Origin of the sequence: Pseudoalteromonas sp. APC 3694 (assembly GCF_030407565.1) — a bacterium.
GTDB classification, from domain to species: Bacteria; Pseudomonadota; Gammaproteobacteria; order Enterobacterales; family Alteromonadaceae; genus Pseudoalteromonas; species Pseudoalteromonas tetraodonis.
The window spans coordinates 24,962-51,637 of sequence record NZ_JASDDE010000028.1 but is presented as its reverse complement, the minus strand read 5'-3'; the positions used below and the strand labels follow the sequence as shown (position 1 = coordinate 51,637).

Sequence of the window (26,676 nt, the reverse complement as noted above, 5' to 3'; positions counted from 1 at the left end):
CTAATTCGCAAACGACTCTAAGTAGACAAGAATTGTAAAAGAGTCTCCGGCTATATATACTAACGGAGGTTTTTAACCAATTTGTATTTGGGTAAACTTTTTTTTACATAATAATTTTCATAAAAAGTGAACTTTATTAGTATCAATACGTTTATTTTGATAGTTCCACCAGAAACATTTGGTGGGTTTTAGAAAAACAAGTAGATGAGCCCCACTGCGGGCAAGATGGGCAAGTAACTGTGAAAAAGCAAAGACCTGTAAATCTAGATCTAACAACTATATCTATGCCGGCAACGGCTAAAGCTTCAATTTTTCACCGCGTCACCGGTGTTGCATTATTTTTTGCTTTAACGTTTGTCATTTGGGCTTGGTCAGAGTCTCTTTCTTCAGCTGAAGGTTTTGAATTCGTCAAGAGTCTGTTTAACGGATTCATTGCCAAATTTATAGCTTGGGGCACCCTTTCTGTATTGGGTTATCACCTTATCGGTGGTATCCGTCACATTATTATGGATATGGGGCATTGGGAAGAACTTGAATCAGGCAATACTAGCGCTAAAATTGCGATGGCACTTGGCGTTGTGTTTGCTGTATTGGCAGGGGTGTGGATATGGTCTTAAATCAAGCAACTCTTAAACGTGATGGCGTACAAGATTTTGTATCTTTACGCACAACGGCATTAATAATCAGCGCGTATGCAATCTTTATTATTGGCTATTTTTTAGCAATGCCAGAAGTCACATATGAAGCCTGGACAGGCCTATTCTCAAACCTAGCAATGAAAGGGGCAACGTTAATAACCCTAGTTTGCATTATGGTTCATACCCGTATCGGCCTTTGGCAGGTTCTTACCGACTATGTAAAGAACGCTAAATTGCGTGCTTTTTTAGGCTTTGTACTAAACCTAATGGCTGTTGCTTACGTAGCTGTGGGTTTAATCGTTTTATGGGGTGTTTAAGTGAAATATTCTGTTCGTGAATTTGACGCCGTAGTAATTGGTGCCGGTGGTGCAGGTATGCGCGCTGCTCTTGCTATTACTGAATCTGGCAAAACATGTGCGCTAATCTCTAAAGTTTTCCCGACACGCTCACACACTGTATCTGCTCAAGGCGGTATTACAGTCGCGTTAGGTAACTCGCATGAAGATAACTGGGAATGGCACATGTATGATACCGTTAAAGGTTCCGATTTTATCGGTGACCAAGACGCTATCGAATACATGTGTCAAACTGGCCCGGAAGCTATTACTGAATTAGAAAACATGGGCTTACCATTTTCGCGTTTTGAAAATGGCCGTGTTTACCAACGTCCTTTCGGTGGTCAATCGAAAAACTTTGGTGGTGAACAGGCTGCGCGTACTGCAGCAGCAGCTGACCGTACGGGCCATGCATTATTACACCTTCTTTATCAACAAAACGTTAAAAACAAAACCAATGTATTCTCAGAATGGTATGCACTTGATTTAGTTAAAAACGATAATGGCGATGTAGTAGGCTGTACAGCGATTGAAATTGAAACAGGTGAAATCACCTTCTTCAAATCAAAAGCAGTTGTGTTAGCGACAGGTGGTGCAGGTCGTATTTTCGCATCAACAACCAATGCTCACATTAACACCGGTGACGGTGTTGGTATGGCTGCACGTGCTGGTATTTCTATGCAAGACATGGAAATGTGGCAGTTCCACCCGACAGGTATAGCTGGCGCTGGTACGCTAGTAACTGAAGGTTGTCGTGGTGAAGGTGGTTATCTTTTAAATAAAGATGGCGAACGCTTCATGGAACGTTACGCACCAAATGCTAAAGATTTAGCGTCTCGTGACGTTGTTGCTCGTTCAATGATGACAGAAATTCGTGAAGGTCGTGGTTGTGATGGTCCTTGGGGTCCTCACCTTAAGTTGAAACTTGACCACTTAGGCGAAGAAACGCTTAACTTACGTCTTCCAGGTGTATGTGATCTTGCTAAAACATTTGCTCACGTTGATCCTGCAAAAGAACCGATTCCAGTTATCCCAACATGTCACTACATGATGGGTGGTGTGCCAACAAACGTTAATGGTCAAGTACTTAATATCGATGCTGCAGGCAACGAAAAAGTTGTACAAGGTTTATTTGCTGTTGGTGAGATTGCCTGTGTATCTGTACATGGTGCTAACCGCTTAGGTGGTAACTCATTACTCGATTTAGTTGTATTTGGCCGTGCAGCAGGTAACTTCTTAGGTAAATACCTAAATGATGTTGAAATTTCTAAAGCGGCTTCAGAGTCTGACCTAGAAGCGTCTCTTGCGCGCTTTAACCGTTGGGAAAACTCAACAGCTGGTCAAGGCGAAGACCCAGTTCAAATCAAGAAAGACCTACAACAATGTATGCAGCTTAACTTCTCGGTATTCCGTGAAGGTGACTCAATGGCTACAGGTCTTACTGAACTTAAAGAAATCCGTGAACGTTTACAGCACGCTCGTCTTGATGACAAATCATCAGACTTCAACACCATGCGTATTGAATGTTTAGAACTAGACAACTTAATGGAAACAGCTTACTCAACTGCAGTAGCTGCAAACTTCCGTACTGAAAGCCGTGGCGCACACTCTCGCTTTGACTTCCCAGATCGTGATGACGAAAACTGGTTATGTCACTCAGTATTTAATCCGGTAACGGATGAAATGAGCAAGCGTAAAGTAAACTACGAGCCTAAAACACGTGAAGCTTTCCCACCTAAAGCACGTACCTACTAGGAGCGAGACGATGGCACAAGTACAATTTTCAGTTTATCGTTACAATCCGGATGTTGATAACGCACCTCGTATGCAAGATTACACTTTGCAAACTGAGGAAGGTCAAGACATGATGGTATTGGATGCACTTTTACTATTAAAAGAGCAAGATCCTACACTATCGTTTCGTCGTTCATGCCGTGAAGGTGTGTGTGGTTCAGACGGCGTAAACATGAATGGTAAGAACGGTTTAGCATGTATTACTCCTTTATCTACGCTGCAAAAAAATGGCAAAGGTAAAATCGTAGTTCGTCCATTACCTGGACTTCCTGTTGTTCGTGACCTTGTTATTGACATGAGTCAGTTCTACACTCAATACGAAAAAGTAAAACCGTATCTAATTAATGATGAGCCTGCTGCAGGTGAACGTCTTCAATCTATCGAAGAACGTGATAAATTAGACGGGCTTTACGAGTGTATTTTATGTGCATGTTGTTCTACATCGTGTCCTTCTTTCTGGTGGAATCCAGATAAGTTTATAGGTCCAGCAGGCCTTCTTCATGCTTACCGTTTCTTAGCTGATAGCCGAGACACAGCAACAGAAGAGCGTTTAGCTGACTTAGACGATGCATTCAGTGTGTTCCGTTGCCACAGTATCATGAACTGTGTTAGCGTTTGTCCTAAGGGTCTTAATCCGACCAAAGCAATTGGACAAATAAAATCTATGTTATTAAACCGCTCGGTTTAATTTCTAGTAGAGGAAAGATGGCTAATATTTATTAGCCATCTTGTTATATAACTATTAATTTCTGCGCTAAAAAAAAGGGCTTATAAATGCACGAAGGTGTGATGAAGGCATGGCTAGAATCTTCACATTTAAACGGCGGTAACGTTGCTTATGTTGAAGAGCTTTATGAAGCGTATTTAGACGATGCGACTTCGGTGCCAGAAGAATGGCGAGAAGTGTTCGAACAATTACCAAAAGTTGATGGTGTGGATGTTGAAGTAAAACATTCAGAAGTTCGTTCACAATTTGCGGCGCTTGCTAAAAACAAGCATAGAGAAGTAGTGGTAGCAGAGGGCAGTGGTGGCGACCTTAAACAGGTTAAAGTACTGCAACTTATTAATGCTTTCCGTTTTCGGGGACACCAAAATGCAAACCTAGATCCACTAGGTATTTGGCAACGAGAACGTGTACGAGATTTAGAGCTAGAATACCACGACTTATCAAATGCTGACTTTGACCGCGAATTTAACGTAGGATCGTTTGCCGTAGGCCGCGATACTATGCCTTTAGGTGAGTTATACCAAGCACTAAAAACTACTTATTGTGGTTCTATTGGCGCAGAGTATATGCACATCACATCAACAGAAGAAAAACGTTGGTTACAACAGCGTTTAGAGTCTGTTCAGTCTAGGCCAAAATTCGATAAAAATGAAAAGCTACGTATCCTTAAAGGATTGACAGCGGCTGATGGTCTTGAAAAATATTTAGGGGCTAAGTTCCCGGGTGCTAAGCGTTTCTCACTTGAAGGTGGCGATGCGTTAGTGCCTATGCTTAAAGAGCTTATACACCGCGCGGGTGAAAGTGGCCAAAAAGAAGCCGTAATCGGCATGGCTCACCGCGGACGCTTGAACGTACTTGTGAATGTACTTGGTAAAAATCCATCAGAATTATTTGATGAATTTGCTGGTAAACACAAAGATACTTTAAGCTCTGGTGATGTTAAGTATCACATGGGTTACTCTTCAGATTTCGCGACCAAAGGTGGCAATGTGCATATGGCACTTGCGTTTAACCCATCGCACTTAGAAATCGTTAATCCAGTGGTTATGGGGTCTGTGCGCGCACGTCTTGATCGTCTAAACGACAAAACTGGCAGCAAAGCACTTCCAATCACTATCCACGGCGACTCAGCAATTGCAGGTCAGGGTGTTGTTCAAGAAACGTTTAACTTATCGCAAACTAATGCATTTAGTTGTGGCGGTAGTATCCGTATTGTTGTTAATAACCAAGTTGGTTTTACAACAAGTAAAAAAGACGATGTACGCTCAACTGATTACTGTACTGATATCGCAAAAATGGTTCAATCGCCAATTTTCCACGTAAACTCTGACGATCCTGAAGCGGTTGCTTTTGTAACGCAACTCGCGCTTGATTTTAGAAATCAGTTTAAACGTGACGTTGTGATTGACCTTGTTTGTTACCGTCGCCATGGTCATAACGAAGCTGATGAGCCTAACGCTACACAGCCAATTATGTACCAAAAAATTAAAAAACACCCAGTACCTCGCTTAATCTACGCGGATCAGCTGATTTCTGAAGGTTCTTTCACAGAAGATGAAGTGAAAGCGCTTGCTGATGATTACCGTAATGGTTTAGACGATGGCAACTGTGTTGTTGAAGAAATACAGCCAGAAACATCACACTCTTCAGATTGGGCTAAGTATGTAGGCCATGAATGGAGTGTTGATTACGATGCTAGCGTTTCGGTAGAAAAGCTTAAAGAACTTGGTAACTTAGTTGCAAGTTACCCAGAAGAGTACAAAGCACAATCTCGTGTTAAAAAAATATACGATGATCGTAAAGCAATGGCTGCTGGCGAAAAACCACTTGATTGGGGTATGGCAGAAACTTTAGCGTATGCAACTATTGCAGCTGAAGGTACTGATATTCGTCTAACTGGACAAGATTCAGGCCGTGGTACCTTCTTCCACCGTCATGCGGTTGTTCATAGTCAAAAAGATGGTGCAATGTATTTACCATTACAGAACCTTAGTGAAGATCAAGGTACGTTTGAAGTTTTTGATTCGGTACTGTCTGAAGAAGCGGTATTAGCATTTGAATATGGTTATGCAACTGCAGAGCCGACTTCATTAGTATTGTGGGAAGCACAATTTGGTGATTTCGCTAATGGTGCACAGGTGGTATTTGACCAGTTCTTAAGTTCAGGTGAACAAAAGTGGGGTCGTCTATGTGGCCTAACGTGTTTATTGCCGCATGGTTATGAAGGCCAAGGTCCTGAGCACAGCTCGGCTCGTCTAGAACGCTTTTTACAGCTTTGTGCTGATCACAATATGCAAGTGTGTGTACCATCAACACCGGCTCAAGTGTACGCAATGCTACGTCGTCAATCAGTTAGACCACTGCGTCGTCCATTGATTGTAATGACACCGAAATCGTTATTACGTCATCCATTAGCAACATCGACACTTGAAGAGTTATCTGAAGGTGTGTTCCACAATATCATTGATGAGATTGATGAGATTGATGCTAAGAAAGTAGAACGTGTTGTATTTTGTAGCGGCAAAGTTTACTACGAACTATTACAAGAGCGTCGTAAACTTGAGCAAGACAATATTGCAATTGTTCGTGTTGAACAGCTTTATCCGTTCCCACATGCCGAAATGAAAGCAATTATTGAACGCTACCAGCACGTTACTGATTTTGTGTGGTGTCAGGAAGAGCCGCAAAACCAAGGCGCTTGGTACTGCTCACAACATCACTTTGTTGATGCAATTCCTCAAGGTGCAAAATTGAAATATGCTGGTCGTAAAGCCTCAGCATCACCTGCATGTGGTTATATGTCAGTACATACTAAAGAACAACAAGCGCTCGTTGCCGACGCGCTTACTATAGAAAAGAAAGGATAAGCAATGAGCACAGAAATTAAAGTTCCTGTTCTTCCTGAGTCGGTTGCAGATGCTTCCGTTGCTACATGGCATGTAAGTGTTGGCGACAAAGTAAGCCGTGACCAAAACTTAGTAGATATTGAAACAGACAAAGTGGTTTTAGAAGTGGTTGCACAAAATGACGGTGTAATCACTGAAATTTCACAAGAAGAAGGTGCTACGGTACTTGGTGACCAAGTGATCGGTTTAATTGGTGATGCGCAAGAAGCATCACCAAGTAAAGAGCCAAAAGAAGATGGCTCAGCATCAGAAAAATCAGAAGACGCGCCGGCGGCGCAATCAGCACCAGCATCAGAAGGTAAAGAAGTGGATATTAAAGTACCTGTACTTCCAGAATCAGTTGCAGATGCAACAATTGCTACTTGGCATGTTCAACCAGGTGACGCGGTAACACGCGACCAAAACTTGGTAGATATCGAAACAGACAAAGTTGTACTTGAAGTGGTTGCCCAAGAAGACGGCGTTATGGGTGAAATCATCCATGACGAAGGCGACACTGTTCTTGGTGAGCAAGTAATTGGTAAAGTAAAAGCAGGCGCTGCACCCGCTAAATCTGACGCTAAAGCGGACGCACCAGCAGCCAAAGAAGAAAGCTCAAGTGAGGGTTCAGATGTGTTAACGCCATCAGTTCGTCGTTTAATTGCTGAGAAAGGCCTTGATGCATCAAAAATCAAAGGTTCAGGCAAAAATGGTCGTGTGACTAAAGAAGATGTTGATCAATTCTTAAAATCACCTGCACCAGCGGCAAAATCAGAAGCAGCGCCAGCAGCACCTATGGGTGACCGTACACAAAAACGTGTGCCTATGACACGTTTACGTAAAACAATTGCGAATCGTCTTCTTGAAGCGAAAAACTCTACTGCAATGTTAACTACATTTAACGAAGTTAACATGAAGCCAATCATGGATCTTCGTAAGCAGTACCAAGAAGTATTTGAAAAGCGCCACGGTATCCGTTTAGGTTTCATGTCTTTCTACGTGAAAGCAGTGACTGAAGCGTTAAAGCGTTTCCCAGATGTAAATGCATCAATTGATGGCGATGATATTGTTTACCACAACTATTTCGACATCAGCATTGCTGTTTCTACACCTCGTGGCTTAGTAACACCTGTACTTAAAGACTGTGACAAGCTATCTGTTGCAGAAATCGAAAAGGGTATTCGTGAGCTAGCGCTTAAAGGCCGTGATGGCAAGCTAACACTTGACGACATGACTGGCGGTAATTTCACTATTACTAACGGTGGTGTATTCGGCTCATTACTATCAACACCAATCATTAACTTACCGCAGTCTTCAATCTTAGGTATGCACAAAATCCAAGATCGTCCAATGGCTGTTAATGGTAAAGTTGAAATCTTACCTATGATGTATTTAGCGTTATCTTACGATCATCGCCAAATCGATGGTAAAGAATCAGTTGGTTTCTTAGTAACAATTAAAGAGTTACTTGAAGATCCAACACGTTTACTGCTAGATGTTTAATTAAGTAGTATGAAATATAAGCTGTGAGTTAAAATCACAGCTTTTTTTTTGCGCCTAAGGTCATACTGGGGTTTTCATGTAGCGCCATGAGATCTATACTAGGCACGCAATTTGGGATAGTTGTTTATTTGCATAAATATTCAGCTCTTTTAATATAAAAAATTGGATAAAGCATCATGAATTTGCATGAGTATCAGGCAAAACAACTTTTTGCCGAATATGGTTTACCAGTTTCTCAAGGTTTCGCTTGCGATACACCTGAAGAAGCTGCAGCAGCTGCTGAAAAAATTGGCGGCGATATGTGGGTTGTTAAAACTCAGGTTCACGCAGGTGGACGTGGTAAAGCTGGCGGTGTAAAGCTAGTTAAAACTATCGACGAAGTTAAAGCGTTTGCAGCTAACTGGTTAGGTAAAAACCTAGTTACTTACCAAACAGACGAGAAAGGCCAGCCAGTTGCTAAAATTTTAGTAGAAAGCTGTACAGATATCGCAAACGAACTGTACCTAGGTGCTGTTGTTGACCGTGCTTCTCGTAAAGTTGTGTTCATGGCGTCTACTGAAGGCGGCGTTGAAATTGAAACTGTTGCGGAAGAAACACCAGAACTTATCCACAAAGCTGAGATTGATCCTTTAGTAGGTCCTCAAGCTTACCAAGCTCGTGAGCTTGGTTTTAAATTGGGTCTTAACCCAACACAAATGAAACAGTTCGTTAAGATCTTTATGGGTCTTGGCAACATGTTCAACGATTTCGATTTCGCATTACTTGAAATCAACCCACTAGTAATCACAGATGAAGGTAACCTTCACTGTCTAGATGGTAAAATTGGTATCGATGGTAATGCACTTTACCGTCAACCTAAAATCCGTGAAATGCACGATCCATCTCAAGAAGATGCACGTGAAGCTCACGCAGCAAGCTTCGAGCTTAACTACGTAGCCCTAGATGGTAACGTAGGTTGTATGGTTAACGGTGCAGGCCTAGCAATGGGTACTATGGATATCGTAAACCTACACGGTGGCAAGCCAGCTAACTTCCTAGATGTTGGTGGCGGCGCGACTAAAGAACGTGTTTCTGAAGCATTCAAAATCATCCTTTCAGATGACAACGTTAAAGCTGTTTTAGTTAACATCTTCGGCGGAATCGTTCGTTGTGACATGATTGCTGAAGGCATCATTGGCGCAGTTAAAGAAGTAGGTGTAACAGTTCCAGTAGTTGTACGTTTAGAAGGTACTAATGCTGAATTAGGCCGTGAAGTACTTGCTAAGTCTGATCTTAACATCATCGCTGCTGAATCATTAACAGACGCGGCTGAAAAAGTTGTTGCTGCTGCGGAGGGCAAATAATGTCTGTATTAATCAATAAAGATACAAAAGTTATCTGTCAAGGTTTCACTGGTGGTCAAGGTACTTTCCACTCAGAGCAAGCGCTTGAGTACGGTACACAAATGGTTGGTGGTGTAAGCCCAGGTAAAGGCGGTCAAACGCACCTTGGTCTTCCAGTATTTAACACAGTACGTGACGCTGTAGAAGCAACAGGTGCAACTGCATCTGTGATTTACGTACCAGCACCTTTCTGTAAAGATGCAATCTTAGAAGCTATCGATGCGGGCATCGAGCTGATTGTTTGTATCACTGAAGGTATTCCTACACTTGATATGGTTGACGTTAAAGTTAAACTAGATCAAACAGGTACTCGTATGATCGGTCCAAACTGTCCAGGTGTTATCACTCCTGGTGAGACTAAGATTGGTATCATGCCTGGTCACATCCACAAGCCTGGTAAAGTAGGTATTGTTTCTCGTTCTGGTACGTTAACGTACGAAGCAGTTAAGCAAACTACAGATGCTGGTTTTGGTCAGTCTTCTTGTGTTGGTATTGGTGGCGACCCAATCCCAGGTACTAACTTTATCGACGTTTTAGAAATGTTCGAAAAAGACGACCAAACTGAAGCAATCGTAATGATTGGTGAAATTGGTGGTACTGCAGAAGAAGAAGCTGCAGAGTACATCAAAGCTAACGTAACTAAACCTGTTGTTTCTTACATTGCTGGTGTTACTGCACCAGAAGGTAAGCGTATGGGTCACGCTGGCGCAATCATCGCAGGCGGTAAAGGTACTGCTGATGAGAAATTTGCTGCATTAGAAGCTGCGGGCGTAAAAACTGTACGTTCACTGGCTGATATCGGTAAAGCACTTAAAGAAAAAACAGGCTGGTAATCAGCGTTTATTCTTTAAAAAAGGCTCGCAATTGCGAGCCTTTTTGTTATCTATGACTAGAGCGTATTACCCTTAATCTTAAAACGGGTAACTAATATGCTGAAAAAATCGCAGAGATAAATCTTGGCGCTGCTTATTAATAGCTAATTCATCACAGAATGCATGAACGGTTTTCTCTACTTGGTTCATAAAGCGACCATAGCCAATCTCATGTTTGTTATGTGCGGCGGCAACAAGCACAAAATGTAGCGTCTCTACGAGTTTATTTTCATCAAAAAATACTTTTATTTGCGGCGCTGAATCTTCTATATCAAAACTAATTTTTTGTAACTCACCATTTCCCTCATTTCTATCTACTTCACTATTACGAATTATTGGCATTGCCCCATTGGCAACTATCGCTGCATGGGTGAGTTTATTATCCTCACAAAGTTGACTAAATAACTGCGAAAAGTGGCTATAAAACGGCTTAAAAGTTTGGCTATTAATTTGTGTTTGAAATTGCGTCTTAATATTACGTGACACGGGAATAGAGAAGGTGACGTAAGTCATTTCAGCATGGCTACTGGGTATTGCGCATTGTCTGGATTGATAACGAGGGTACAAACTTCTTAGTTTATAACCATAGCTTTCTTTATTACCTTTTTCTTTAGCGAATAAGTCATAGGTTAAATGTTGATGATCGCGCAGTTTAAAGCTTGGCTGGTCTAAAAATAACTGATCTTGTAAATGACTCAATACTTTTTGTACATTTGTATGAAACTGCGCTGAGTGGGCACGTATATCTTCGCCAGTAGCTAAAAACAATAGGCGTATTTTTTTACTTTGCTGATTTTCTGTGTGATGAAGTTTATGCGCTTCATGGTAACGAGGGTTATAAAAAAACAACATTTGCTTATCGGTTTCAAGTTGGTAAGACTCATCATGAAATCTCACCACGGGGAGTTTATCATTTGCGAGTAAATGGACATTATGCAGTTCATATTCATCACATGATGCAAATAACTGACGCGCAATTCGTTCATAGCAAGCATTAATATTACTGAAGTTTTTATAAAAATCTTCATTAGGTGTAATTTCAGCTAATAAATAATGATTTGCACGTGCATTACTTGGAATATATATGCGGTGTTGATTTAATGAGGCCATCTTCGTTCCTTTAAGTTGGGGTTATTCGTTTACTATAAATCGCTTTAATGACTTTAATATTGCGCTAAAACAAATTTTGCTCATAAACTATCCCTTATCTAACAAACTTTGGTAATAACTGCATAAACCCGCATCTATTACTGTATGTTAAGGTTGGTTTTTGTAATAATGCAGTAGTTTTGTTATCACGCAATATACAGAGGTTTATAATCCTATGGCGGAAATCGAGAATCGCCCAAATAACTTTATTAGAACCCGAATTGATGAAGATTTAGCAAGTGGAAAACATGCCACAACGCATACCCGTTTTCCACCTGAACCTAATGGCTTTTTACATATTGGCCATGCAAAATCAATTTGCCTAAATTTTGGTATCGCCAAAGACTATAACGGTTTATGTAACCTTCGTTTTGACGATACAAACCCAGAAAAAGAAGATATTAACTACGTTAATTCAATTAAAGAAGACGTACAGTGGTTAGGGTTTAATTGGGATGGTGAGATTAAGTATTCGTCAAACTATTTTGATCTACTTTATGGTTATGCGGTAGAGCTTATTAATAAAGGCTTAGCGTATGTTTGTTTTTTAACTGCAGATCAAGCTCGCGAATACCGTGGTACATTAAAAGAGCCTGGTAAAAACAGCCCATACCGCGAAACATCACCTGAAGAAAACCTCGCATTATTTGAAAAAATGCGTAAAGGTGAATTTAAAGAAGGTGAATGTGTCCTTCGCGCTAAAATAGATATGGCCAGCTCATTTATGGTGCTGCGCGATCCAATTATATACCGTATACGTTTTGCTAATCATCATCAAACAGCGGATAAGTGGTGCATTTACCCAATGTACGACTTCACGCATTGTATTTCTGATGCACTTGAAGGCATTACTCATTCATTATGTACGCTAGAGTTCCAAGATAACCGTCGTTTATATGACTGGGTATTGGATAACATCAGCCTTGAATGTCACCCGCAACAAATTGAGTTTTCACGTTTAAACCTTGAATACACAATTATGTCAAAGCGTAAGCTTAATGACTTAGTGGTTAATAAGCACGTAGAAGGGTGGGATGATCCGCGTATGCCAACCATTGCGGGTCTGCGTCGTCGAGGTTATACACCGGCATCTGTTCGTGAATTTTGTCAGCGTATCGGTATTACCAAGCAGGAAAATATGGTTGAAATGGGCATGCTTGAAGCGTGTATCCGTGATGACTTAAACGAAAATGCTCCGCGTGCAATGGCTGTACTTGATCCAGTGAAAATTGTGATTGAGAATTATGAAGCCGATAAAGTAGAAACGCTTTCTGTGGCTAATCACCCAAATAAAGAAGAAATGGGTCGCCGTGAAGTGCCTTTCACGCGTGAAATTTTTATCGAACGCGAAGATTTCCGTGAAGAAGCGAACAATAAGTTTAAACGTTTAGTGCTTGATAAAGAAGTACGCTTACGTGGTGCTTATGTGATTAAGGCAGAGCGTGTTGAAAAAGATGATAACGGTGAAATTACCACTATTTACTGTACTTACGATCCTGAAACATTGGGTAAGAATCCAAGCGATGGTCGTAAAGTAAAAGGGGTTATTCATTGGGTATCTGCGTCTGAGTCAGTGACAGCTGAAGTACGTTTATATGACCGTTTATTCAGTGTGCCTAACCCTGCAGCCGCAGAGGACTTTGAAAGCACGTTAAACCCAGACTCATTAGTGGTTATTTCTAATGCTAAACTTGAACCTTCATTGGCTAATTCTGTACCTGCACAAGGTTTTCAGTTTGAGCGTACCGGTTATTTCTCACGTGATACTAAATCAGAAAACGTGGTATTTAACCAAACGGTTGGCTTACGTGATTCGTGGGCTAAAATAGAGCACAAATAATACTGCTCTATTTTTTAGTTATAAAAAAACCTGCTTAATCGCAGGTTTTTTTTATTAAACTAAATAGGCTTTTAACTATTGCTTTGCGCAAATGCTTTACACGCGTCTTTATCTTCACATTCGCCATATAGGTAAAGAGAGTGATTGGTCAGCTTAATACCGTTTTCTTCAGCTATTTCGAGTTGACGACGTTCAATTAAATCATCTTCAAACTCAACAACCTTGCCACATTTTAAACACACTAAGTGGTCATGGTGAGTGCTGCCAGAAAGTTCAAATACTGACTTACCGCCTTCAAAGTGGTGACGGCTTACAATTCCTGCATCATCAAATTGGTTTAAAACACGGTAAACAGTCGCAAGACCAATTTCTTCGCCTAGATCTAATAAAACCTTGTAAACATCTTCAGCGCTTATGTGTTGGTTATCTGGAGATTGAAGAATCTCTAAAATTTTAATACGCGGTAAAGTTACCTTTAGCCCGGCTTTTTTAAGTTCCAAGTTATGATCAGTCATTAAATCTGTCTCAATTTTATTTAGTTATACTAGACATCTTGCAAGATGTACTCGTCACAATAACAGTTAGGATAACGTGCCTTAGCAGGAAGTGCAAAGAACAATTGATCTATATCAATATTAACGCGGAAAATGCTAACTGTTTGATAATATTTTAAACAGTTAGCATTTAAAAAGGGGGGATTAATCTGCTAACTCACTTAAGCACATTTCATCATATACCTGAGCACACCACTGCTTAACACGCTGCTCAGTCAATTCTGGCTGACGGTCTTCATCAATACCTAAACCAACAAAATGTTTGTCATCAGCCATGCCTTTTGATGCTTCAAAATCATAACTGTCTGTTGGCCAATGGCCAACAACAATAGCACCACGCTCTGTTACGATATCGTTGATCATGCCCATAGCATCTAAGAAGTATTCTGCATAGTCTTCTTGGTCGCCACAGCCAAAAATAGCCACTAGTTTACCTTCAAAGCTTACTTCTTCAAGCTCAGGAAAGAAATCATCCCAATCACATTGCGCTTCACCATAATACCAAGTTGGAATACCGAATAAGATCAGATCAAACTCAGCAATCTCTTCTTTAGAGCTTTTTGCAATGTCATGCACAGCAACGAGCTTTTTACCCAATTCTTTTTGGATCATTTTTGCTACGTGTTCTGTGTTACCTGTGTCACTTCCGAAAAAAATGCCTACACTTGCCATGGATTTAAACCTTTTATCTATCAATAGCCAATCTTTCTTGTAAAATTGTTTCGATCAACGCACTGCGGCTAATATTTTGTGCATCTGCCATATCACTCAGAGCCTGATAAAGCTGTGACGAAACTTTAAATTCAACACGCTTTAAACCACGTGCCTTATCTCTTTTTATTTGATTACGTTTATTAACCTTTAACTGTATATCCCGAGGAAGGGGATTAGTTTTAGGTCTACCTGGACGTTTCTCGTATTCAAATAAATCAAGCGTTGTTCTATCTGTTTCTGACTTGGCCATGCTTAACCTACACCCGCACCTTGCCAAAATACCTGAATAAGTCCTTTGGCAATAAAGCCAGAGCAACCTAAAAAGAGTACCAGCCACACAATATAACGACCAAATTTAGGCACATTGCCGCTTTTCAGTACGTCTTTAATTGCCAAGCCGATAAAAATAAAAATACCTGCTAAGCCAAAATACAACCCTAAGGTATCAAATTCGTTAATAAACTGACTGACCATCGACGTATAACCTTTAAATTAAACGGCGCGTACTATAGCACATAAATCTTTAATTATTTAGTGTGATAAATCAAAAACACGCCATAAAAATAACATTAAACTGCAGTTAAAAAATCATTGATTGCTTTGTTTACAGCCTGTGGTTTTTGGGCATGTAACCAATGACCCGCACCATGAATGATTTTTGCACTGACGTTTTTAAACAGCGCATTAATCGCTTCGCGATGCTCGGTTAAAATGTAGTCAGAGTCATTACCTTTAATAAATAGAGTTTCGCACAAACAAGAATTATTTGCATTAATGTTTGCAGTAATAGTTGAATATTTATCATCGAGCACAGGTAAATTAAAGCGCCAAACAAAGTGCCCATCATCATTTTTATATAAGCTTTTTAATAAAAACTGACGTACACCTAACTCCTCTATATACGGTTGCATTATTAAACCAGCTTGCTTTCTATCACTAATATCTGCATTTTTTACTGCATTTAAAGCCTCAAGTATTTGGGTATGGCGCGCAGGGTAGCTCACAGGCGCAATATCAAGAACCACTAGTTTATCGACTAAATCAGTATGGCTCAGTGCTATTTGCATCGCCACTTTGCCGCCCATAGAGTGCCCAACCAGATGCGCTTTTTGTATGTTTAATGCCGTCATTAATTCAACAACATCATTAGCCATTGCAGTATAATCCATTTCATCGCTGTGGGGCGAAAGGCCATGATTACGTAAATCAACATTGGTTACGCAAAAATGCTCGCTTAATGGCTTTGCAATCACATTAAGGTTTTCTAAAGAGCCAAACAGTCCATGGATCAAAATAACATTTGGACCTTGACCAATTTGTTTGTAATTTAATTGCATAGACGTCTCCTTCAATTTTGCGCATAGTTTGCCGAGCATTACCCTAAAAAGCAAAAAATACAGGTATTATTTGTATGTTGGACTCAAAAATACCTAGCTTCCTGATTATTTAGTAATTATTAATTACTACTATGTTTAGAGTCGCGTGGGTTGTAACTCGCATTTCTAACTGGACTGGGTATATACCCAAACCATCACAAGATACAGAATTCAGCGTTTCACCGGGGCTTAATATCAAGGCGTTAGTTTGCAACAATGGTGATCCCTTTTAAAAATTAACAACGATGAGAGTAAGTTCCTGTGAAACGCCCAGAGGGTTGGTTTAAAAGCGATTTATACTGCGTTATTGGTTTTAGCAATAGAACGACTATTGTTTGCAATCAATGCCTTGCCTAAATCGCTTTTAATTCCAACGACGCTCGCATCTTGAGGTGATTTGGGTATAATCATATCGAAAGAAAAATGTGACCCGTAATGACAGGAAGAACATGAAACAAATCGACATAGACGACGAGTTATATCAGTACATTGCAAGCAATACACAGAGTATTGGTGAGAGTGCATCCACTATTTTACGTCGTTTATTAAATCTCAACGGCGAAAAAATTACCACCACTAAACTAGACACTGATCATAAAAATGAAACCGTTAGTGTGTCTAATTCATCACTTGAACAACCTATAGCAGACGTTGAACAGCCAACCCAAGTGGCAAAACCGCCGGTAAATGAAAAAAATGCAAACGTATTTAATATTTTAAATAAAGAAGAATTGGCGATGCAAAAAGGCGTTGTAGGTCGTTTCTTATTTATTTTAAGTGCATTTTATCGAACACATAAAACAGACTTCTCTGCGGTGCTAGATATTAAAGGTCGAGATCGTGTTTACTTCGCGACCAGTAAAGAAGACTTAGTGAATAGCGGTAGTAGTATGAACCCTAAAAACATCACCGACAGTGAATATTGGGTGATGACAAATTCAAATACTACTCGTAAAAAAATGATGCTGCATGAAGTTGCACTTAGCTTAGGCTATAGCAATGAGCAAGCTGAAAAAATTCGTGATTATCTTTAAGGAAAGACCATGGCAATTCATTCTGGCGCAGGTAAAACTGCACCACAATCGGCTTTAGTGAATGTACCAAAGTTAGTGTCTGCGTATTATTTAAATGAGCCTGACTTAGAGCAAAACCCCGAGCATTGTGTTGCATTTGGCACCTCAGGGCATCGAGGCTGTGCCTACGATGTAAAATTTAACGAATCACACATATTATCAATTACCCAAGCTATTTGTGATTACAGAAAACAGAACGATATATTTGGTCCGTTATTTTTAGGTAAAGATACCCACGCACTGAGCGAGGCGGCCTTTAACTCAGCAATTGAAGTGTTGGTTGCTAATGAAGTGCAAGTGATCACCCAAGAAAATGGTGACTTTACTCCAACGCCAGTTATTAGCCATGCTATTGTTAGTTATAATAAAAATCATCCTAATGAGCTTGCCGATGGCATTGTAGTGACTCCATCTCATAATCCACCAGAAGATGGCGGTTTTAAATATAACCCACCCAATGGCGGTCCTGCAGATACAGACGTTACAAAATGGATTGAAGACAGAGCCAATCAATTATTATTAGAAGACTTAGTTGAAGTAGAGCTGTTTCCTTTTGCTAAAGCTTCACGTTCTGGTTTTATTCGCTACGAAGATTTAATGACGCCTTATATTGATGATTTAAAAAACATTATTAATTTAAAAGCGATTAGCGATGCAGGCATCAAGATTGGTATTGATCCATTAGGTGGCTCAGGCATTAACTTTTGGCCAGTGATTGCGCAAAAATATAATTTAGATTTAACGGTCGTTAATGACAGTGTTGATCCGCGTTTTGCATTTATGCCACTTGATAAAGATGGCAAAATTCGTATGGATTGCTCATCACCTTATTCAATGGCGAATTTAATTGCCCTTAAAGATGATTTTGATCTATCGATTGGTAATGACCCTGATTATGACCGTCACGGCATAGTAACACCAGATGGGTTAATGAATCCCAATCACTTTTTAGCTGTAGCGATTGACTATTTACTAACGCATCGTGATTGGGATGCCAGTGTTGAAATCGGTAAAACGCTGGTTTCTAGCTCAATGATTGACAAAGTGACTGAGCGCAACAAGCGTAAAGTAAAAGAAGTACCCGTTGGCTTTAAATGGTTTGTTGAGGGGTTAAACAAAGGCAAATTGGCCTTTGGTGGTGAAGAAAGCGCTGGAGCGGCTTTCTTACGTTTTGATGGCACGGTTTGGTGTACAGATAAAGATGGCTTTATCATGGGCTTACTCGCCGCTGAAATTCTTGCAGTTACAGGTAAAACACCGTCTGCGCTGTATAAAGAACTAGAGCAAGAATTTGGTGCGCCACTTTATAAACGCCTAGATGCGCCAGCAACGCCTGAGCAAAAGTCGCGATTAAAAGCACTCAGTGCTGATGACGTAAAAGCAGATACCTTAGCGGGTGAGCCTATTTTACATAAGCTAACTCATGCGCCAGGTAATAATGCAGCTATTGGTGGTCTAAAAGTGGTAACTGAAAGCGGCTGGTTTGCGGCGCGTCCGTCAGGTACAGAAGATATTTATAAAATTTACTTAGAATCATTTAAAGGCGAAGAGCACTTAGCCTTATTAGAAAAAGAAGCGAAAAAACTGGTTGATTCAGTGATTAGCTAATATGCAATTACAACTAAAAACGGCTGATTTTATCAGCCGTTTTTGTATCTATAATTTAAAATAAAAGGGCTTTTATCGTTATGTCAGCCACTGCAGAATATATTAATCAATTAAAACAAGATGGTGATTTTTTAACGCTTTCGCGTAACCATGAATGGCATTTAGAGGCAGGTCAATTTAAGCTTAATAACAATACTCAGGTTACCATACACGATACCGGAGTGATTGAGTTTGAACCAGATTGTATAACGTCAAAAAATGTGGTGCTATCCAGTGCCATTCATGGCAATGAGACAGCCCCCATTGAAATTTGCGATGAACTGATTAAACACATTATTAGTGGGCAACTTGAATTACAACAGCGTGTTTTATTTATTTTTGGTAATCCTCAGTCAATTAATATTGGTAAACGATTTGTAGAAGAGAACTTAAACCGCTTGTTTAACGGCCACCACACTGTTGATGGTATTGCGATGAACGACGAACGCGTTCGCGCTGATAAACTTGAGCAATATGTTAGCGATTTTTACGCCCGATCAGAGCAGGGTACGTATCGCTGTCATTATGATTTACATACCGCTATTCGCGGTTCTAAAAACGAAAAATTTGCTGTTTACCCATTCTTACATGGCAAGCCGTGGAAAAAGTCGCAACTGCAGTTCTTATTAAGCTGTGGTGTGAATACAGTGTTGATGATGAAGTCGCCAGCCACCACGTTTAGCTACTATTCGTCGTTTGTGCATGGTGCCGACTCATTTACTGTAGAGCTTGGGCAAGTGAAACCCTTTGGTGAAAACGACATGTCACGCTTTGCAAAAACAAAACAAACTCTAACTGCATTAATTAGCCAAAAAGAAGTGAAATACCCAGAATTTAATGCAAGCGACTTTGAGTTGTTTTCTGTTCATCGTACTATTAACCGTACAGAGCAAAACTTTAGTTTTCCGTTTTCTGACGATGCCGAGAATTTTACAGGGTTTGCAAAGGGTGAGCTTTTAGCCACCGATGGCGATAATGCCATATATGCCGACGTAGAAGGGGAAGCAATTATTTTTCCTAACGCACAGGTTGCCATTGGGCAACGTGCATTACTTACAGTAGTCCCTATGCAAGTGGATAGCCGCTTTAGCTAAATCAACACATCAGACCACTTGTTATGAAAGTTTAACCAACTGATTAATAAGTGGTTAATTATATGTATAGTTAACTTGCCAGTTTTTTGCTCATTATTTACTTTTCTTTGGTCACAGTTTTGTTGAATAACACTTTACGTTAACGTAAAGTGTTGGCAGCTTTAATTAAATACAGTGCAGATGTTGCAAAGTTTATTCAGCAACTATCATCCATAATAATAATCCAAAGGGGCGCTGTGATACCGACAACAAAAGAAGGTAGGTTATGAGTAATCCCAATAACGTATCGCTGAATATTAATCATGAGCTTGAGTTTATTGACGGCCACGCACTTAATATTCCAACCCTGAGTATTTTAACTGAGGACGGCGACATTCATCCTAGTGCTCCTGCACCTGATATTTCTAAACACACCGCTATTAAATTATACGAAACCATGCGTTTTATTCGTTTATTGGATGAACGTATGCAGGGTGCTCAACGCCAAGGGCGTGTTAGCTTTTACATGCAGTGTTTAGGAGAAGAAGCCGCGGTAACAGCCTCTGCTGCAGCCCTTGATCAAGATGACATGATCATGGCGCAATATCGTGAACAAGCAGCCTTACACTATCGAGGTTTTACCCTTGATCAATTTATGAACCAAATGTTTTCTAATGAATTAGATTTAGGTAAAGGCCGTCAAATGCCGATCCATTATGGTTCTAAAGCACTTAACTACATGACCATTTCATCACCTTTGGGAACACAAATTCCACAGGCTACGGGTTACGCATATGGTCAAAAAGTAAAACACATTGATGCTAAAACAGGTGAACTAGCAAGTACTATTGATAACGTTACTATTTGTTATTTTGGTGAAGGGGCTGCTTCAGAAGGTGATTTTCATGCAGGCTTAAATATGGCTGCAGTACATAAAGCACCGGTTATCTTTTTTGCACGTAACAATGGTTATGCTATTTCAACCCCAGCCGATGAGCAATTTAAAGGCGATGGGATTGCATCGCGTGGTGTGGGTTATGGTATTAAAACTATTCGTGTTGATGGCAGTGATGCGCTCGCCGTTTACGCGGCTACTAAAAAAGCCCGCGAAATTGCTGCAACACAAGGTGAACCGGTATTAATTGAATCGATAGCGTATCGTTTAGGTGCGCATTCAACATCAGATGATCCAAGCGGTTACCGTTCAAAAGATGAAGAAGCAAACTATAAAACATGCCCAATTGAGCGCTTTAGAAAATGGTTAGTAAAACAAAACTGGTTAGATGACGCAGAAGATATCAAAGCGAAAGAAACAATTCGTGATGATATTTTAGCGGCACTAAAACGCGCTGAAGTAATTGATAAGCCGGCGTTAGAAGAGCTAATTTCAGATGTTTACGATACGCCAATTCCATCTTTACAACGTCAATATGATGAACTTAAAACGCATATAAAAGCACATCCAGACGCCTACCCAACAACAGCAGGGAGAATTAAGTAATGGCTAAAATGAACATGCTACATGCAATTAATTCTGCTTTAGATATCACCATGAATGAACATCCTCAAGCGTGTATTTTTGGTGAAGACGTGGGTTATTTTGGCGGTGTTTTTAGAGCAACATCAGGGTTACAAGAAAAGTACGGTAAGCATCGCGTATTCAATACTCCGCTCACAGAGCAAGGTATTTTAGGCTTTGCTAATGGTTTGGCTGCCTTTGGTGCACCTGCATTGGCAGAGATTCAATTTGCTGATTACATCTTTCCTGCGTTTGACCAAATAGTGAATGAATCGGCTAAGTTTCGTTATCGTAGTGGTAATGAGTTTAATGTGGGTAATCTAACGATTCGTACACCTTACGGTGGCGGTATTGCTGGTGGTTTGTATCACTCGCAATCGCCAGAAGCGTACTTTGCTCACACGCCAGGGTTAAAAATTGTCGTGCCGCGTAACCCTTACCAAGCTAAAGGCTTACTGCGTGCGTGTATTAAAGACGACAACCCAGTGCTATTTTTTGAGCCCAAACGTTTATACCGCGCTTCAACTGGTGAAGTGCCTGAAGAAGATTACAGCATTGAACTTGGTAAAGCTGAAGTGGTTCAAGAGGGTACTGACGTTACTTTATTAGCGTGGGGTGCACAAATGGAAATTATAGAAGCAGCGGCAAAGCAAGCCAGTGAACAGGGCATTAGCTGTGAAGTGATTGACCTTCGCAGTATTTTACCATGGGATGTTGAAACGATTGCTAAATCAGTGACTAAAACAGGCCGTCTTATTGTTAGTCATGAAGCACCTATTACTAACGGTTTTGGCGCAGAAATAGCCGCAACCATCGCTCAAGAGTGTTTTCTGCATTTAGAGTCGCCTATTTTACGTGTGTGTGGTTTAGATACGCCATACCCGCTGGCGCTCGAAAAAGAATATGTTCCAGATGCATTAAAAGTAATGGCCGCAATTAAACAATCAGTGAACTTTTAGGGGTTTCCATGGCTAAAGATTTTATATTACCCGACATTGGTGAAGGCATAGTTGAATGCGAAGTAGTCGAATGGCTGGTACAAGAAGGCGACACTGTAAAAGAAGATCAGCCTATTTGTGATGTGATGACAGATAAAGCCTTAGTGCAAATTCCAGCGGTACACGATGGGGTGATCACTAAGCTGCATTGTAAAAAAGGCGATATTGCTAAAGTACATGCGCCGTTATTTGCAATGGATGTTGCCGGTGAAGCGCCTAGTGAAGAGACTGAAACAGCTTCTTCACCAACAAGTACTCGTGAACACTTAGAAGACTTTATTTTACCCGACATTGGTGAAGGTATTGTTGAGTGTGAAATTGTTGAATGGTTAGTGGCAGAGGGCGATGAAATAGAAGAAGACCAAGCCGTTTGTGATGTAATGACCGATAAAGCATTAGTACAAATACCGGCTAAATACACAGGTACAGTGCAAAAGCTGTATTATCAAAAAGGTGAAATTGCAAAGGTGCATAGCCCATTATTTCAAATGACGGTTGCAGGGCAAGTCGCAAAAGAAGACGTTGATGTTAACCAAGCAGTTGTAAAAGCACAAAGTAACGCAACGTCAGACGCACCTGCTAAGCAAACGCAAACTGCAATAGTTAACGAAAAAGCGGTTGCATCACCGGCGGTTAGGCGTAAAGCGCGTGAGCTTGACGTTGATTTAACCTGCGTACCAGGTAGTGGTAAAAATGGCCGTATTTATAAACAAGATATTGAGGCGTTTATAAAAAATGAAGTGCCATCTGGCATGGATACCTCTGAGCTTAACAAGCCACAAACGACTCAGAGTAACGCGACTAGTTCGGGTGGAACACGAACAGAAGCGATTAAAGGCATTAAAGCGGCCATGGCAAAACAAATGGTGGCATCGGTTTCTACTATTCCACATTTTACCTACAGTGATGAAATTGACTTAACTGATTTAATTGCACTTCGAACTAATCTTAAAGAGCAATATAAAGCACAGGGTGTTAAGTTAACTATGATGCCGTTCTTTATTAAGGCGTTATCGTTGGCAATGAGTCAATTCCCAGTACTTAACTCAAAAGTAAATGATGATTGTAGCGAAATTACTTACTATGACGATCATAACATTGGGGTTGCAGTAGACTCTAAAGTCGGTTTATTAGTGCCTAACATTAAGGCTTGCCAAACTAAAAGTATTGTAGAGGTTGCTAACAGTTTAACTCAGCTTACCGATTCAGCTCGAGAAGGCCGCGTAGCACCAGATGATTTAAAAGGCGGTACTATTAGTATTTCGAATATAGGTGCGATTGGTGGCACTATAGCTACGCCAATTATTAATAAGCCAGAAGTGGCGATTGTTGCCTTAGGTAAATCACAGCACCTTCCGCGCTTTGACGAGCAAGGGCAAGTGGTATCGCGTGCAATTATGCAAGTAAGTTGGTCAGGGGATCACCGTGTAATTGATGGCGGCACTATCGCGCGCTTTAATAATTTATGGAAAGAATACTTAGAGCAGCCAGCTAAAATGATGATGGCAATGCGCTAATCTTTTTCATTAAATTATTAATATGAATAAATAAAACCAGCTAATTAGCTGGTTTTTTATATCTTGAAAAGTAAATTAATTCAATAAAAGGTAGTTCAATTTAGCTGAAAAAATACAGTCCATAACCCACTAATAACGCCGGGACTGCGGTATATAGTGTGGCAATAATAGCCGCTTTAGGTGTCATGGCAATGGCTGGGAAAAGCGCATCGCCATCGTTGGAAATGGCATTGGCCGCTAATGTGCTAAACGGAATAACCCCTTGAATATATAAAGTGGTGACAATGATTTGCGGGCCACAGCCAGGTAAAAAACCAATTAATACAGCTATGAGCGGGGCCATATAAGCATAATTTAAAAACCATGTTTTTAAGTCAAGGCCAAACACTGTCACCAGTAGTTCAAATAATATAAAGGAGGCAACCACCCACGCGGTTACAAAATGAGTATCTTGCAGTACTTTTGTGAGTTTTGAAGGTGGACTGCATATATCATCTTCTGAGGTTACTTCTTTATAGCTTTCACCTTTTGAAGATAACGCCCACATAAATACGACAAACAACGCCATTAATGCGCCAAAATGAGTAACAGAGAATGTGGTGTACTGCCCAAATTGGCTCAAATCAATATTAAAAGCGAGTAAAAAGGCAATGAGTAACCCCGGAATAATAGCGATGTACCAAATAGGCTTACTGAGCGTAATTATTTTCGTCGGTAAAAGGGTAACCTGTGGTGTGTGCTTTTGATCAGTTGGGCATAAGTAGCCTGTTTTATGAAGTGTGTTGACGATTAAACCCGTTACTGAGCCAACCACAAACCCTATTGCCATGATGGTTAAACCCTCGGTAGGGCGAGTCGCTAACAATAAAAACGCGGCATCACCCATAGTGGCCGTTAATACAGCAACAATTGCGCCAAAGCTAGCTTGGCCTTTTGTAAATTGAGTCACCACAATAATCGCGCCACCACAGCCTGGTAACATGCCTAAAAAAGCAGCAAAGCTTACCTCTAATACCGGTGACTTAGCATTTAGGTAACGAAGCTCTAGTTGGGGTAAATGATCAATCGCGTAGTAGTAAATAAATAAGGTCGTAACAACAAACACACTGACTTGAAAAAAAGCATCACTCAGTGCAGTAATTGTTATGGCGCGTGAATCGGGCAGGGCTAAACAGACTAAAATTAACAGAGGTAAAATTAGGCGTTTATTTTGATGAAAAACACGTTTTGCAGCTGGCGAAATAACTCCTAAATGGGATGTTAAAAACATACAGTACGACCTAATTAAAGAATGGGATCGCACTGTACTATTTTATCAAATGATAATCAATATCATTTACGTGTTGGCGCAGTAGTTATTTTTTACGTTGAAACTCTGAGTTTTCATTCCACGTAGGCCACTGAGTTTGTTGTGAAATATCAAAACCTACTTTATAAAATAATTGTAAATCTTGAACCGCACCTAATAAATCCCACTCATCACGGTATCTATCACAAGGTTGGTGGTAACAACCACGCAGTACTAAGCTCATACGCTTACGGTAATTTGCAGTTTCTTCATCAAACGCTTGTGTACCGCCACCGGCATACATGGCAGGAACACCCATATTAGCAAAGGCAAAGTGATCTGAGCGGTAGTAACCACCTGAAGATGGTTTAGGGTCGCCCGATACTTTTCTGCCTTGCTCTTTGGCCGCAGTTGCTAATAGCTCATCCATTTGTGATTTACCAATACCCACCACACTAATATCTTTTACTTTACCTAATAGGTTTAAGCTGTCCATATTAATATTTGCAACGGTTTTATTAGCTGGAATAACTGGATTCGCAGCATAATATTTCGAGCCTAATAAACCTTGCTCTTCAGCGGTTACCGCTAAAAAGGTCATTGAACGGTCAGGGCGTTTACCTAGTTTGGTAAAGGCTTCGGCAACTTCTATCATACCGGCTGTACCTGTTGCGTTATCGTGTGCGCCGTTATAAATTTGATCGCCTTTACGGTTTTTATCCGTTCCTAAATGATCCCAATGCGCAGAGTAAATAATATGCTCATCGGGTGTTTTACTACCAGGAAGAGTGGCAATAAAGTTATAAGATACCGATTTTTTGATGGTGTTTTTTACATTCACAGTGGCTGTTAAATCGCCCATATCAACATGGTAAGCACCTTTGGCAGCGTTTGCTTTGGCGGTTTCAAAATTAAGGCCTGCTTTAGAAAAAAGCTCTTTTGCTACATCAACAGTAACCCAACCTTCAACAGCAACACGGTCCATATTATTGTTTTCTTTTACGAAACCAAATTGCTCGCCACTCCATGAGTTCTCAACCACAGACCATGGGTAAGACGCTGGAGCAGTTTCATGAATAATAATAGCACCAGCAGCACCTTGACGGCTTGCTTCTTCGTATTTGTAAGTCCAGCGCCCGTAATAGGTCATTGCATCGCCGGTGAATAAAGCAGGATCTTTAGTTGCAAAACCCGGATCGTTTACCAGCATAACAACGGTTTTACCTTTAACATCTAGGCCTTCGTAATCATTCCAGTTATATTCAGGTGCGTTAACACCGTAGCCCACAAATACCAGCTCCGAGTTTTCAATTCCTTCTTGCGCACTAATACGGCTGCTGCCCATAACCATGTCTTTTTTGTATTGGTAGTCTTTACCGCCAATATTAAGCACCATATCAGAGTCTGCTTCTAACGATACAAGCGGCACTTCTTGGAAAAAGCTGTCGCCATTACCCGGCTCAAAGCCTAAAGCAGTAAATTCTTTTGTTAAGTAATCAAGTGTAAGCTTTTCACCTTCAGATGAAGGAGCACGTCCACCAAATTCATCAGAAGCTAACACTTTTACATGCTTAGCAATTTCATCCGCTTGAATGCTGTTGTAGCCTTTAGCGACATCATCAGATGTGATACTTGTTGTTGCACAGCCGGCTAAAATTGCCGTTGTTATTAGGGTCAAAGAAAAATAACGTTTCATATTGGCTCTTTTTTTGTTCTAAGTGGCGTTAGTATATGAACTTCTGTTAATTAGAACCAGTTTTTGCGGTAAACTGTTACTGATAAAAATGTACAG

The 26,676-nt window shown here is 40.5% G+C and carries 23 protein-coding genes; 15 read left to right on the top strand and 8 right to left on the bottom strand.

Annotation, left to right across the window (positions count from 1 at the left end):
- Window positions 1-239 precede the first annotated feature (239 nt).
- The 8 genes from sdhC to sucD all read left to right on the top strand — a co-directional run bounded on the left by sdhC (window position 240) and on the right by sucD (window position 10,097).
- Window positions 240-617 carry a succinate dehydrogenase, cytochrome b556 subunit gene (gene sdhC / locus QMA00_RS11170; RefSeq protein ID WP_076916082.1) on the top strand — a complete coding sequence of 126 codons (378 nt, stop codon included), beginning with the start codon at window positions 240-242 and terminating at the stop codon, window positions 615-617.
- Window positions 608-955: a succinate dehydrogenase, hydrophobic membrane anchor protein gene (gene sdhD / locus QMA00_RS11165; RefSeq protein WP_013465012.1), complete on the top strand. Its 348-nt coding sequence runs from the start codon at window positions 608-610 to the stop codon at window positions 953-955. Before sdhC ends, sdhD begins: the two co-directional genes overlap by 10 nt.
- On the top strand, window positions 956-2,728 hold the full coding sequence (gene sdhA / locus QMA00_RS11160) for a succinate dehydrogenase flavoprotein subunit (protein ID WP_013465011.1): 1,773 nt from the start codon (window positions 956-958) through the stop codon (window positions 2,726-2,728). It abuts the gene before it with no gap.
- Between the two features lie 10 nt (window positions 2,729-2,738).
- Window positions 2,739-3,455 (top strand): succinate dehydrogenase iron-sulfur subunit, encoded by a 717-nt coding sequence (locus QMA00_RS11155; RefSeq protein ID WP_008112091.1) that lies wholly within the window; start codon window positions 2,739-2,741, stop codon window positions 3,453-3,455.
- Between the two features lie 86 nt (window positions 3,456-3,541).
- Window positions 3,542-6,361, top strand: coding sequence for a 2-oxoglutarate dehydrogenase E1 component (gene sucA / locus QMA00_RS11150; protein WP_076921368.1), 2,820 nt, complete (start codon window positions 3,542-3,544; stop codon window positions 6,359-6,361).
- A 3-nt stretch (window positions 6,362-6,364) separates the two neighbouring features.
- Window positions 6,365-7,882 carry a 2-oxoglutarate dehydrogenase complex dihydrolipoyllysine-residue succinyltransferase gene (gene odhB / locus QMA00_RS11145; RefSeq protein WP_076921367.1) on the top strand — a complete coding sequence of 506 codons (1,518 nt, stop codon included), beginning with the start codon at window positions 6,365-6,367 and terminating at the stop codon, window positions 7,880-7,882.
- 176 nt (window positions 7,883-8,058) lie between these two features.
- Entirely contained in the window at window positions 8,059-9,225 is a 1,167-nt protein-coding gene (sucC, locus tag QMA00_RS11140; RefSeq protein WP_008464053.1) for an ADP-forming succinate--CoA ligase subunit beta, read from the top strand.
- Complete coding sequence (gene sucD, locus QMA00_RS11135) at window positions 9,225-10,097, top strand: succinate--CoA ligase subunit alpha (RefSeq protein ID WP_076921365.1); 873 nt, start codon at window positions 9,225-9,227, stop codon at window positions 10,095-10,097. Before sucC ends, sucD begins: the two co-directional genes overlap by 1 nt.
- A 78-nt stretch (window positions 10,098-10,175) precedes the next feature.
- Here the strand turns inward: sucD and QMA00_RS11130 are convergent, their stop codons facing one another.
- Entirely contained in the window at window positions 10,176-11,246 is a 1,071-nt protein-coding gene (locus QMA00_RS11130; protein WP_076921363.1) for a DUF3083 family protein, read from the bottom strand.
- A gap of 214 nt (window positions 11,247-11,460) precedes the next feature.
- On the opposite strand from QMA00_RS11130, the gene glnS reads away from it, so the two are divergent.
- Window positions 11,461-13,125, top strand: coding sequence for a glutamine--tRNA ligase (gene glnS / locus QMA00_RS11125; RefSeq protein ID WP_076921359.1), 1,665 nt, complete (start codon window positions 11,461-11,463; stop codon window positions 13,123-13,125).
- Between the two features lie 71 nt (window positions 13,126-13,196).
- On the opposite strand, the gene fur is transcribed toward glnS, so the two are convergent.
- The 5 genes from fur to QMA00_RS11100 all read right to left on the bottom strand — a co-directional run bounded on the left by fur (window position 13,197) and on the right by QMA00_RS11100 (window position 15,730).
- The gene (fur, locus tag QMA00_RS11120; protein WP_013465004.1) at window positions 13,197-13,640 is read right to left on the bottom strand and encodes a ferric iron uptake transcriptional regulator; all 444 of its coding nucleotides are present in this window, start codon (window positions 13,638-13,640) and stop codon (window positions 13,197-13,199) included.
- 183 nt (window positions 13,641-13,823) lie between these two features.
- Entirely contained in the window at window positions 13,824-14,351 is a 528-nt protein-coding gene (fldA, locus tag QMA00_RS11115) for a flavodoxin FldA (protein WP_008113772.1), read from the bottom strand.
- A gap of 13 nt (window positions 14,352-14,364) precedes the next feature.
- On the bottom strand, window positions 14,365-14,643 hold the full coding sequence (gene ybfE / locus QMA00_RS11110) for a LexA regulated protein (protein WP_058558703.1): 279 nt from the start codon (window positions 14,641-14,643) through the stop codon (window positions 14,365-14,367).
- A gap of 2 nt (window positions 14,644-14,645) precedes the next feature.
- Window positions 14,646-14,867 (bottom strand): DUF2788 domain-containing protein, encoded by a 222-nt coding sequence (locus tag QMA00_RS11105; protein WP_008113777.1) that lies wholly within the window; start codon window positions 14,865-14,867, stop codon window positions 14,646-14,648.
- A 95-nt stretch (window positions 14,868-14,962) separates the two neighbouring features.
- Complete coding sequence (locus tag QMA00_RS11100; RefSeq protein WP_076921357.1) at window positions 14,963-15,730, bottom strand: alpha/beta fold hydrolase; 768 nt, start codon at window positions 15,728-15,730, stop codon at window positions 14,963-14,965.
- 488 nt (window positions 15,731-16,218) lie between these two features.
- Here QMA00_RS11100 and seqA point away from each other — a divergent pair, with 488 nt between their 5' ends.
- The 6 genes from seqA (at window position 16,219) to QMA00_RS11070 (ending at window position 23,596) form a co-directional block, all read left to right on the top strand.
- Window positions 16,219-16,803: a replication initiation negative regulator SeqA gene (gene seqA, locus QMA00_RS11095; RefSeq protein WP_076921355.1), complete on the top strand. Its 585-nt coding sequence runs from the start codon at window positions 16,219-16,221 to the stop codon at window positions 16,801-16,803.
- A gap of 9 nt (window positions 16,804-16,812) precedes the next feature.
- Entirely contained in the window at window positions 16,813-18,450 is a 1,638-nt protein-coding gene (gene pgm, locus QMA00_RS11090) for a phosphoglucomutase (alpha-D-glucose-1,6-bisphosphate-dependent) (RefSeq protein ID WP_076921353.1), read from the top strand.
- A gap of 80 nt (window positions 18,451-18,530) precedes the next feature.
- Window positions 18,531-19,583: a succinylglutamate desuccinylase gene (gene astE / locus QMA00_RS11085; RefSeq protein WP_076921351.1), complete on the top strand. Its 1,053-nt coding sequence runs from the start codon at window positions 18,531-18,533 to the stop codon at window positions 19,581-19,583.
- 265 nt (window positions 19,584-19,848) lie between these two features.
- The gene (locus QMA00_RS11080; RefSeq protein WP_064662492.1) at window positions 19,849-21,063 is read left to right on the top strand and encodes a thiamine pyrophosphate-dependent dehydrogenase E1 component subunit alpha; all 1,215 of its coding nucleotides are present in this window, start codon (window positions 19,849-19,851) and stop codon (window positions 21,061-21,063) included.
- Window positions 21,063-22,040, top strand: a complete 978-nt coding sequence (locus QMA00_RS11075; RefSeq protein WP_013464999.1) for a transketolase C-terminal domain-containing protein — start codon at window positions 21,063-21,065, stop codon at window positions 22,038-22,040. Before QMA00_RS11080 ends, QMA00_RS11075 begins: the two co-directional genes overlap by 1 nt.
- Before the next feature lie 8 nt (window positions 22,041-22,048).
- Window positions 22,049-23,596, top strand: coding sequence for a dihydrolipoyllysine-residue acetyltransferase (locus QMA00_RS11070; protein WP_076921349.1), 1,548 nt, complete (start codon window positions 22,049-22,051; stop codon window positions 23,594-23,596).
- 100 nt (window positions 23,597-23,696) lie between these two features.
- On the opposite strand, the gene QMA00_RS11065 is transcribed toward QMA00_RS11070, so the two are convergent.
- Both QMA00_RS11065 and QMA00_RS11060 read right to left on the bottom strand, forming a co-directional pair.
- Window positions 23,697-24,866, bottom strand: coding sequence for a putative manganese transporter (locus QMA00_RS11065; protein WP_076921347.1), 1,170 nt, complete (start codon window positions 24,864-24,866; stop codon window positions 23,697-23,699).
- Window positions 24,867-24,951: 85 nt separating this feature from the next.
- Complete coding sequence (locus tag QMA00_RS11060; RefSeq protein WP_076921344.1) at window positions 24,952-26,580, bottom strand: M28 family metallopeptidase; 1,629 nt, start codon at window positions 26,578-26,580, stop codon at window positions 24,952-24,954.
- Window positions 26,581-26,676: the final 96 nt, after the last annotated feature.